At 61.6% G+C, this 10,097-nt stretch carries 9 protein-coding genes, 1 tRNA gene and 2 pseudogenes; 2 read left to right on the top strand and 10 right to left on the bottom strand.

Annotation, left to right across the window (positions count from 1 at the left end):
- Positions 1-85: 85 nt before the first annotated feature.
- Positions 86-355: pseudogene (locus AC2VOK_RS11345) on the top strand (DUF3846 domain-containing protein); the annotation flags it as partial.
- A 108-nt stretch (positions 356-463) separates the two neighbouring features.
- Here AC2VOK_RS11345 and AC2VOK_RS11350 read toward each other — a convergent pair.
- From AC2VOK_RS11350 to AC2VOK_RS11385, 8 genes and pseudogenes are all read right to left on the bottom strand, one after another.
- The gene (locus AC2VOK_RS11350) at positions 464-541 is read right to left on the bottom strand and encodes a hypothetical protein (RefSeq protein WP_428900566.1); all 78 of its coding nucleotides are present in this window, start codon (positions 539-541) and stop codon (positions 464-466) included.
- Between the two features lie 52 nt (positions 542-593).
- A pseudogene (locus tag AC2VOK_RS11355) lies at positions 594-980 on the bottom strand (YncE family protein); the annotation flags it as partial.
- Positions 981-1,125: 145 nt separating this feature from the next.
- Positions 1,126-2,799, bottom strand: a complete 1,674-nt coding sequence (locus tag AC2VOK_RS11360) for a restriction endonuclease (protein WP_428900558.1) — start codon at positions 2,797-2,799, stop codon at positions 1,126-1,128.
- A gap of 158 nt (positions 2,800-2,957) precedes the next feature.
- Positions 2,958-3,356, bottom strand: a complete 399-nt coding sequence (locus AC2VOK_RS11365; RefSeq protein WP_428900559.1) for a hypothetical protein — start codon at positions 3,354-3,356, stop codon at positions 2,958-2,960.
- 425 nt (positions 3,357-3,781) lie between these two features.
- Complete coding sequence (locus tag AC2VOK_RS11370; RefSeq protein ID WP_428900560.1) at positions 3,782-4,471, bottom strand: hypothetical protein; 690 nt, start codon at positions 4,469-4,471, stop codon at positions 3,782-3,784.
- A gap of 9 nt (positions 4,472-4,480) precedes the next feature.
- Positions 4,481-4,984: a hypothetical protein gene (locus AC2VOK_RS11375; RefSeq protein ID WP_428900561.1), complete on the bottom strand. Its 504-nt coding sequence runs from the start codon at positions 4,982-4,984 to the stop codon at positions 4,481-4,483.
- Positions 4,985-5,124: 140 nt separating this feature from the next.
- Complete coding sequence (locus AC2VOK_RS11380) at positions 5,125-5,952, bottom strand: TIGR04255 family protein (protein WP_428900562.1); 828 nt, start codon at positions 5,950-5,952, stop codon at positions 5,125-5,127.
- Between the two features lie 168 nt (positions 5,953-6,120).
- A tRNA-Arg gene (locus AC2VOK_RS11385) sits at positions 6,121-6,196 on the bottom strand.
- Positions 6,197-7,627: 1,431 nt separating this feature from the next.
- On the opposite strand from AC2VOK_RS11385, the gene AC2VOK_RS11390 reads away from it, so the two are divergent.
- A complete protein-coding gene (locus tag AC2VOK_RS11390) occupies positions 7,628-8,692 on the top strand; it encodes a linear amide C-N hydrolase (protein WP_428900563.1) in 1,065 nt (354 codons plus the stop codon).
- Positions 8,693-9,314: 622 nt separating this feature from the next.
- Here AC2VOK_RS11390 and AC2VOK_RS11395 read toward each other — a convergent pair.
- Together AC2VOK_RS11395 and AC2VOK_RS11400 are read right to left on the bottom strand one after the other, a co-directional pair.
- Complete coding sequence (locus AC2VOK_RS11395; RefSeq protein ID WP_428900564.1) at positions 9,315-9,440, bottom strand: hypothetical protein; 126 nt, start codon at positions 9,438-9,440, stop codon at positions 9,315-9,317.
- A 19-nt stretch (positions 9,441-9,459) separates the two neighbouring features.
- On the bottom strand, positions 9,460-9,915 hold the full coding sequence (locus AC2VOK_RS11400; RefSeq protein WP_428900565.1) for a DUF5709 domain-containing protein: 456 nt from the start codon (positions 9,913-9,915) through the stop codon (positions 9,460-9,462).
- Positions 9,916-10,097: the final 182 nt, after the last annotated feature.

Raw genomic sequence — 10,097 nt, forward strand, 5'->3', positions numbered from 1 at the left:
TTGTCGGGGACACACCGGTACGCCTTGTTGTGCGTATCTTGCGCGGGGTCGCATCTGCGCTGTTCAACTTGGTGCCCCCGGCAGGATTCGAACCTGCCGCGTCCCGCCGCGACCATCGCTGATCGACCCGGACTATCACTGGTACCAACGCATCGGCGGCGGCTTCATCGAAGCTGTGTATGGGGACACCCCGGCGGGCGAGCGTGTCGTGTTCTATGCAAACGACGACGGTATCGCCCAAGGGCTGCCTGTTAACGCAACTGCTACACGTCTCTGGCATTGCCTGAATCCCTCTGCGTCACAACCCTTGTCAGAGAATGTCGTGGTTGTAGGAGCGGCTGGACCCGAGGACGCGGCCCTGCCTACTGGGGTTGCTGACCTGGCTCGGGCGGCACACAGCGAGGTCGAGGTCGAGGGGTATGTAGCGCCGATTCGCGCTGAGCAGGGCCGCGGTGGCACACCACTACCCGCTGATCACCGACACCGTGCCGCTGTCCTCGTTGGTGACGTACACGTCGCCGGTGACCGTGTTGACCGCCACCCCGTTCGGGACCGGAGCCGACGCCGATGGTGGCGGTGACGGTGTTGGTGGCCGGGTTGATCACCGTCACCGTGCCGCTCTCCAAGTTGGCGACGTACACGTCGTGCCCGGGGTTGACCGCCACTGCGGACGGCTCGCTGCCGACGCCGATGGCGGCGGTGACGGTGTTGATGGACGGGTTGATCACCGTCACCGTGGTACCGCCCTCGTTGGTCACGTACACGTCGCCGCCGGGGTTGACCGAATCGGCGTCGGAGGGGGCGGCGTGACAGTAGGCGGCAAGGCCACGGGTGGCCCGGAAGCCTTGGCTGTAGTCACATCTTGTGGGGGAGCCGGCTGTGGTTGAGTGTTGTTTGTCCTGTGCCTGCCGATAAGCGTTGACACCAATAAAACGAGCGCAGCAGTTATTGCAGCGACAAGCACAGCGAGACCGGCCCACACGAGTCGACCATGCCGAGTGCTCGACATTTCATCGGTGTCGTCATCCTGTGACCAGGCCAGCTCTGGTTCATTGACCGGGGGCGGCGGCACCTGAGTCGTGTCGGCATCTGCGCCCTGTTTCGACGCGGCAGTGTCGTCAGTGCTCATTGGGGCGACGCTTTCGGTAGCTCGCCCGAGTCAGGCACCGGATCTTGCCAGTCGTCTGGCGGTTCGATCCGAGCTTTGATGCCCGCGTGGGTTTCGAGGAGGTACAAGAGGTTTGCGCCGTCGAATAACTCGATCGGTTTCCCCTCGGCGAAGTCGTAGGATGCTCTGCCGTATCCGCTTGTCGTGACAAGTATGCCCTTCGATGCGCCCTCGTTCTGGAGTGTGCCGTAGAGGTCGCGGACGGCAGAGACGCCAACAGTGTGCTGGTATCGCTTTGCTTGGATCACGACTTTGCCGCCCAAGATGGGATCGGTGTTGTAGGCGACGCAGTCGACACCGCCGTCCCTGGACGGTCGTGTTTGCCTAGTGTCTAGGCCAATTTTGTCGAACAGGTTCTGGATGAGCGATTCGAACTGTTGCGGCGTGAGTTCCATGAGGTTGGGACGATGATCGAGTTCTCCAAGGGTATCGGTTTCGGTGATAAATCGTGGGTCCACCATTGAGAACTCCAGCACAGGACGCACGGGCGTCAACTCCGTGGGGCTCCTGGAGATTCCGGCATTCAGGTGCTTCAGGCAGGCCGCGGGGTCGACCCGGTCGAGATCAATCGCGGTGAACGTATCTCGGGTCGTCCGGACTGTGATTAGGCATGGCCGAGTTGGTTTTCCGGTGCGCGGATCTATTGTGTCGACAACGCCGTTGAAGACGACGACATCGATGTGCTGCTTTGTGTCACAATCAAACACGTTCGCTAGGCACAACAGGGTCAATTGCGCTATCGCGCCCGAGTAAAGAGACTTCACTTGCGCGGCGGGTCGCATCGTCTGTCTTAGCCGGTCTGTGCTTCGCACGTATCGGTACGCTTTGACTGTCGGTACCACTTTTGCTGTGGGAAGTTCGTACTCGACCACCAGCTGACGCGATTCGGGTGAGTATGCGAGTTTGACGTTTGGTTCGAATCCGTCGGGCAGATGCGGTTGCATTGTCGTCAGGATGGATTTGACCCAAACGGCGACGCCGTTCGGATCCCCTTCGCGGTAGCCTGCTGGTACATCTGTCCCGCCGGCGGTCGACGGCAAGTTCTCTAGTCCACGTGTCAGCAGGGTACTGAGAGCACGTACCTGCGCTTCGATGCGCGCATTCTCGGCATCCACTTGTGGGTCGATGCCGTCGATGGCTAGGACACGCGCTAGGTCGTCACCGGTTAGGTTGACATCGTGGGTCCACCGCTCGTGTTGCCAGGCTTTTGCTGCTGCTGCCTCACGCTCGGCAGCTTCTGCACGGGCTTTCGCAGCGATCCGGGCCTCTTCGGCGGCGCGTTTGGCGGCTTCTGCACGGGCTTTCGCGGCGATCCTCTCCTGTTCAGCGGCCTCGGCTAAAGCGAGCTTCTGGGCTGCTGACCGCTTGGCTGCCACATAGACGGGTATAGACGCCAAGAACGCGAGATATGCCGCCTCGAACACCCAACCGGTGATTGTTCGCGCCGCCGAAGGGTTAGCGGCTCCAAACTTTACGGCCAGATAGGTTCCAAGAAACCAAGGCCATGCGATTGCCAGCACGACCACCGCGGCCCCAATCAAGAAGATGATCAGCGCGCCGTCATCGCCGCTCGAACTGCTGCGTCGTCTAGTTGGCGACATAAAAACCACCGCGTGCCCGGCCCCCAGCACTGATCTTCATGCGCGGAGATAGTACGCGGCGTCGCCGACAGCGGGTGCCGAAACGATGCTGCTCAGGCGTTTGCAGCATCCTCACAGGCTGGACGTGGCGTGCATGCGAACGCCGCCCTACGGTGGAACAACGCTCGGTGGTGGGGTTGGGTCAATGTCTAAGGGTGAGTCGGCGCAGACGGCGCTGGCAGAACGGTCTGAGTGATCGTGACCGGGGCCGGTGGTACCGCCGTCTGGGTGATGATGATCGGGACCGGTGACGGCGGTGCCGCTGTCTGATGATTGAGCGCAAGCACGGCGGCGACAGCAGACACGACGGCGGCGACGGCGGCTCCGATGGTCGCAAAGATCCCCAAGCGGGCGGTCCGAGCCGACCTTTCCGCGATGGTATTGGCGCGCTCGGACGATTCCTGGGCCTGAAGGAAAGCGATTTGGTCTTGGTAATTTGCGGGGCTGAATTGGTAGTTGCCGCCGCCGACCTTCTTTACCAACTCATCTTTGAGTTCAGGCACGGTCTTCTCGTAGAAGGTCTTGGGCTTGGGTGCGGGTTGGTTCATCGGGTTGCCTTAATCACGTGGTTTGGGGCGTATGCGACGTTAGGCCCAGTTTGCCGTACAACGACCGCAGCGACACGGCTCGAATCAAGGACGTACTTTGGCCAGTCGCTGTTGGCATCGCCCGACGATATGCACGCGCTCGCGGAGACGCTGGTGCGGGGCGCTTGTGCTCGTTGAGTGTAGGCACAGCGAAAGACATTGCGCTAGAGTCGATTACGTGTGGACAAACGTCCCCACGCCGTTGTCATGACAGGTGTACGGAGGCCGGGGGGAGGTCGTGAGCGGCAGACCGTACGCCCTGGGCAGGAACCACGCTGGTATCAGGTTCGGAGGATGCCGTCAGGGTGACGTCGTGCACGAAGATAACTGGCCTCTTAGTGCTGAGGCCCCAGGCTATGCCGCTTTTCCGGGCTGTCAGCGGTTGCTCAAGCTTGCGAAGCGGTTATATCGCGCCTAGCTACTGCGGCCTGGTGCGCCTGCCTTCTTAGATCAGTGTGCGTGTGTTCGTCTTTGAGGAGGTCGCGTCGTGACGGTTCGCCTTCACGAAGCCACGCATCGAAAGCGTCTTCCTCGGCTTTCAGAGTATCTGCCGTCCAAGCATCTTCGTTGTAAAGTACGGTTTCGATCCAGTCGCGTTGCTGATGCATTTCCCAGAGGACGGGTGCAGATTGTTCAGCGAGGGTGGGGATGTCTACTTCAACTCTGGTGTAATGCTTGACAAGTCGCTGCTGGAGAACGTAGATGCCTTGGTCGCTCAGCGTGGCGATTCGCGCCTTGGTCGACAACAGGTGGGCGGGTGCTGCTGTAACGTCAACGAGTTTCGCGGCATAGTGTTTCCCATCGATCAGATCCGCCAGCGGCATTATTCTGACGTTCCCATCCCACCCATCATGTGTAATGCGTTGGTGGCTTTCGACCGGAGCGACCGTGATCCGTGGACATAAGTCAGTGCCTCTGCGCATCGAGCAAGGATGCGCCACCACCTGCACGAGGCGCGGCTCGTCACCAAAACCCGGTAATACGATGCCGTCGAAAACATCGCCCTGAAAGACCAGACGACTCCGCGTGACGTCGCCCCGCTCGTCGTACAGATGTTCAGGCTCAATCGATTTCATACGAGACCGTTACTCGCCACGCATCCGAATGGATCGGAATCCGTCGGCGTCCTCGAACACTTCAAACTTGCTACGGGTCTCCCGCCATCTGGGTTGGATTTCGTCGAGAGTGTGCTGAACCGTCTTACGGTGCTCGGCGATGTCGAGAAGCGACACATCGTGACCTTTGAGATATAGGTCCAGCGGTCTGATGTGGTAACCAGCGCCGAGTGGTAGGTCCATCTCCATCCAATTTGCGGGGTCCTGTATGTGACCCTTTTGTTCCAGCATGTCGAGAAGGGCTGCAAACCTCGCCAGACGGCTCCGGTTTTCCGGTGTGGCGTCATTGCCTTTGCGCCACTTGCGAACTGCGGAAACGCTCACGTCTGCGATTTCGGCGATGTGGCTCCATGCCATACCGCGCTGATAGGCGAGTTCGTCAAGTAGTGCCGGGACCGCGTATCTGCTCTTGGATAATGCCCGCTCAGCCAAGTCCATTTCACGCGCCCGCTCGTGCACATCTTCGACTTCCACTCGGAAGAGTTTAGATGCTGTCCGGAGGTAGTCAGCTTGTAGCGACAACGCACTGGTTCGGGTGTGTTCGGAAACACCTGTGTAGTCCTGGATTTCACCGGAGTTTGCACCCGTACCGGCTGTCCGCGTTGTTGGAGTCGTCATGCGGTCTCTCCTCGAAATAGTTTTCGGGCTTCGTCAGTGATTGCATTCTGGAATGCTGCGCCCAAGGGGTCATTAACTGCGGTGAGGACGTCGGTGACTTCATGACTGTCCAACAGAACCGCGTCCTGTCCACCGAAGTCGCGGAATCCATCAAAATCCAAGACAAAGAATGGACCCGGGTCGAACTTCCGCCGGTTCAGAAATTGCGGTTGGACTATGGGAGCTTGGTTGAGTGCCGCGTGCTGGAAGTTGAGTCCCATCCCGTCGCCGAGATCAAATGTCACGAGCCCTTGCGCATTAGTCACTGTTACATCGTCGGGACCTACGGCTAGCGGCCCGAGGACGCAACTGCTAATCCATTTACCCCAACCACGGGCGTCTTGTATCGGGTCCGGAACCCGAACTTCGTCGATGTAACGAATACCTACACGCACCAGTCCCGAACGCACATTAGCGTTGACCAGCGCGTTGCAGACAGCTGCCACATTGGCGCGGAAGTCATCGAATTCGCGGTACGCGGTGGTCTCGCAGACGAAGGAAGACGGTGTGAGCAGAACGGATTCCGTTTTGGCTTTGTTCGTCAACAGGAGCTGGCGCTCTTGTTCCACCTGTGGTTGCGGCGCAACGCCAGGGGCGACGTTCCCCACATTGAACGTCACGTTGGTGCTGGTTAGCGGCTTACTGATAGGGAAACGGCCTTCGAGTGCGATAGCCACGTTGTCAAGCGTCTCCTGCTGCCGCAGGCGAGGGGTGTCTGTGAGCCGAACCTCGGTGGTCACCAGCGCCAACGGTGAGTTCGGGAAAACTTCTCGGTCGGCGTACATACCCAAAATCTATCTTGTTTGTACCGAGAGTGGTACCAAAACGCGTACCAAAACTTACACCCCAGATTCCGGGCTGTGGCCTGCCATCCAGCAAACTGACCTGGGACAAAGGAATCAAGCGCAGATCAAGCGGACAATCCGCGAAACCGATCTGACCTGCAAGAATGATGGTGCCCCCGGCAGGATTCGAACCTGCGACACCGGCTTTAGGAGAGCCGTGCTCTATCCCCTGAGCTACGAGGGCGGGGGCGTCTTTGAATACCTGACTAAAATCTAGCCGGTCGAAGCGCTGGGCGGTTGTCTGCGGTGTTCGTGGTGTCCTCATGCCGTTCCGGACGATTGGCCTGGTCGTCAGGGCGTGGCGGGTGTGAGTGTAGCGGGCACGCCGAAGGCCACGCGACGCTTGGGCGTGCGTGGTGGTCAGTGGATGCAAGCACATCGTTTCGGCATCCCGCACCGCTTCCTTGCCGATGGGGGTCAGCGCGGGGTCCACGTCGATCTGCCGATTGGCCTCGGAGAAGCCCGCCAGGATGTAGGCGGTGTAGGCATTGGCCAACGGCGGGGTCGCAGCCGGCAGCGGGGTGTCCGGTCCTACGTCGCCGACCGTTGTCTCCAGACCGAATGGGGTGCCGGTGGCGATCACGCCACGGTAGTCGAGGCCGCTGCCGGCGCTGAATGCCGTGGCGTGCGCAGCCGAGTTGACCGCGGCTCCGCCGCCCTGCGACTGCCCGATGATGGCCCACTTGCTGTTCAGCTTGTCCTGTAGATCCGGCATCTGGTGGACGGCGACCACCGAATCGACCACGTAGTGAGCGGTTGCGACGCTGTTGAGGTAACTCATCAAGCCTGGAGTACCGAGACCGGCGTAGTTGGTGGCCACGATGACGTAGCCCTGATCCAGCCAGTGCGACAGGTACTCCTTGTCCCGGGCGCTGCGCGGGTTGGCCGAGGGTGCGCAGTCGTCGCCGAGCCCGACGGTTCCGTGTGCCCATGCGATCACCGGCCAGCCCCCGGCCGGCGGCTCGCCCTTGGGAACGAATACAGCGGCGGTGCTCACGGCGGGGGCGTCGTGTTGGTTGTTGGTGGAGTACAGGATCCGATAGGTCCGGGCGGCACTCGGGACCGACAGTGCCGTAGACAGCGGCGCGGAGCCGATCAGCTCGCCGCCCTTCGAGGGGATCGGACCCGTGTACCCGGTGGCGTTCAACGCGGACCAGTCGGGAGCGGCGTGGACTGCGGGCGCCAAGGCCATGAAACTTGCGGCTGTGAGCACGACGACGCTGACATATCTGGTTCTACGAGTGCTCATGCGTCAATCACGCGGCACATGGTAGTTCGAACATCCTGTACGGCTTGAAAACTCACCACCACCCTATTCGTCGTCGCGGTCGAGAAAGGGATGCTCGGCGTACTTCACCGCGGTTACAGTCGGGCCAGTTGTGGCAGTGTCAGGTGGCGATCAGGACGTAGATGAGCAGTCCGGTGCCGTTGACGATCATGGCGGTCACAGGGGAGGGGAGACCGCTGCCGGGTCCACTGTCAGCTTCTTGATCGGGGGTGGCAGCACGATTGCGACCAGCGCCGAAGACATTACGATCGCAGCCACCGTCAGCCTGCTGTAGCGAACGAGGTGGACATCCCCCAGAACCGCGTGAGGAAAGTTAGAATCGTCGCGGTGTGCACGCGAGTTATGTGGCCCGACGCGGGCGATGTGGTTCTGGTAGGACGAAACATGGACTTCCACAAGGACCTCATGACGAACCTGTGGAAGCAGCCGCGCGGGGTGACCCGGGACGACGGGGTGGCCGGCAAGCTGACCTGGAACTCGAAGTACGGCAGTGTCATTGCGGCGGCGTTCGACATCATCTCGGTGGACGGCATCAACGAGGCCGGCCTCGCCGGGCACGTGCTGTGGTTAGCCGAATCCAGTTACGGCACGCCGGACGACTCGCGGACCCAGCTGAGTCAGGCGATCTGGCTGCAGTACTACCTCGACAACTTCGCGACCGTGGCCGAGGCGGTCGCCTGGACCGGCGAGACCAACCCCCAGGTGGTCCAGATGGACGACCCCACCGGCGGCAACCCACCGGCTATTCATCTGGCTCTCGACGACGCCACCGGCGACTCGGCGATTATCGAGTACGTCGACGGGCATCCGAACGTCTACCACAGCAGGGACTTCCGGGTGATGACGAACTCACCCACTTTCGATCAGCAGCTCGAGTTGGTGAAGAACTTCGAGGGACTCGGGGGCGCCAAGCCGCTGCCGGGTTCGACGCTGGCCTCCGACCGGTTCGCGCGGGCCAGCTTCTACGCCGGCCGGTTGCCCGAGCCGTCCAACCAGGTGGAGGCGATTGCGAGCATGTTCTCGGTGATCCGTAACGCCGCCCAGCCCTTCCGCGTCCCTGATCCGGGCAAGCCCGACGCCTCGCAGACCATTTGGCAGGTGGTGCTGGATCTGACCAACAAGCGGTACGTCTACGAATCCACGACCCGGCCCAACATCGTATGGGTCGACCTGGCCGATCTCGACTTCGCCGAGGGCAGCTCACAGCTCAAACTCGACCTGATCAGCGATTTCGCCGTGCAGGGCGGCATCGCGGGCAACGTCGGCGGCAAGTTCAAGGACATGGGACCGATGACTTTCCTGTCGCTGTCCCTGCTGCGCGAGCTGGAGAAGGCGAAGGCGTCCTCAAACGCATCGACGGCCCAGCCGACCGCGTTTCGATCCACTCAATGATCTCCGGCGCGATTTGTTCGGCGTCGTCCGTCACCAGGAAGTAGCCGACGCCGGGATGCACCTTGATCGTCTTGTCGCAGGTGAGCCGCTGGTGCAGGGCCCCGGTGAAGACGAGCGGGAAGGTGTTGTCACGTTCGCCGTGCAGCAACAGGGATCGGCGCGGCAACCTTCTCGACCGGACGATCGAGCTGTGTGGTCACGAGCGAGGCCGGCACCCCGGATGCTGATGGTCTTCAGTGAAGCGGATCGGCGGCCAGCTAGTCCTTGACACGGCGGTCGCCGCGACTTGACGGTCCCGCCCGTAAATTCGGCGGGCCCGTTCGCTGAGGCGTCGAGACTGCGGTGGCGGCGACGTCGAGGCGAAAAACGAGCGCTGAACGCAGTCTCGAAGCCGCCAGTGCAGACTCGACACCAGCGGCGTCTGGTAACAACCCTCGACGAACTGACGGCGAGACCACGTAGCAGGTCGTAGTAGGGCTCAACGTTGAAGGTCAACCCGGGACGGATCTTCGCCAGCGCCAGCACAATCGGTCGCAGCAGCCGCGCGACGAAGTGCCAGCGCATCCTGGAGGACGGGTCTCCGCACCTTCAGTCACTCCAAAGGCCTGTTCACTCAATCGGATCAAGCCATCGCGGCCATCATCACCTTGCGACTCATCACCTTGTGACCCGCGTTCGATGGGCGGCTGACGTCGTCGGGGAACTCGACGGTCTCGTCGCGGCCCTTGATCTGTACCCGCAGCTTCATGGCGGGAGCGCCCTTTGCGTTAGTCCGTCTCTTCGATGATGTGCATCGCGGCTTCCTCGGCCGACGCCGCGCCGCCGCTGATGCCGACGTCTTCGGCGACCATCTCCGACTCGGTGTCCTCGCCGAACCCCTGGTCGGGTGCTATCAGCCGCCCGGCCCGCGCGCGACCGACGTCGGCTCGCCGCTGCGGGAATTCGGCGTCGCGCTCGGCGTCGTCGGATAGCTGCCGCTCCGCCTCGTCGAGAATCACGCCGATCCGTGAGGCCGGATCCGGTTCTTCCTCGGCGAGGATCTGATCCATGCTCTCGCCGGGGCCGAAGGCGCCACGCCCGTACGGGTGCTCGGGTGGCGAGTAGCCCTCGTCGAGCACATCGTCGACACCGCGGTCGAGCAGGGTGTCCTCCGGCTGGAGCTGGTTGTCGTCCTCGGCGCTGTATTCTCCTGGCGCCGGGCCGTTTTCATAATGAGTGCTCATCGTCGACTGTCCAGTCCTCGCTGGTGGGTGGTTATTCGCCGCAATTCACAGTAGGAATCGCGACGTCGCTGCGCCTAGGGTCATTCGTCCCTACGCCCGAAGCCGTTGGACCAGTAACCAGTGATGTCCGATGTGGTTGTCGCCTGCAGTATGTGCAGCCGCGCCCACCGCGACCCGCGTCG

The sequence above is a fragment of the Mycobacterium sp. TH-M116 genome, assembly GCF_057473685.1.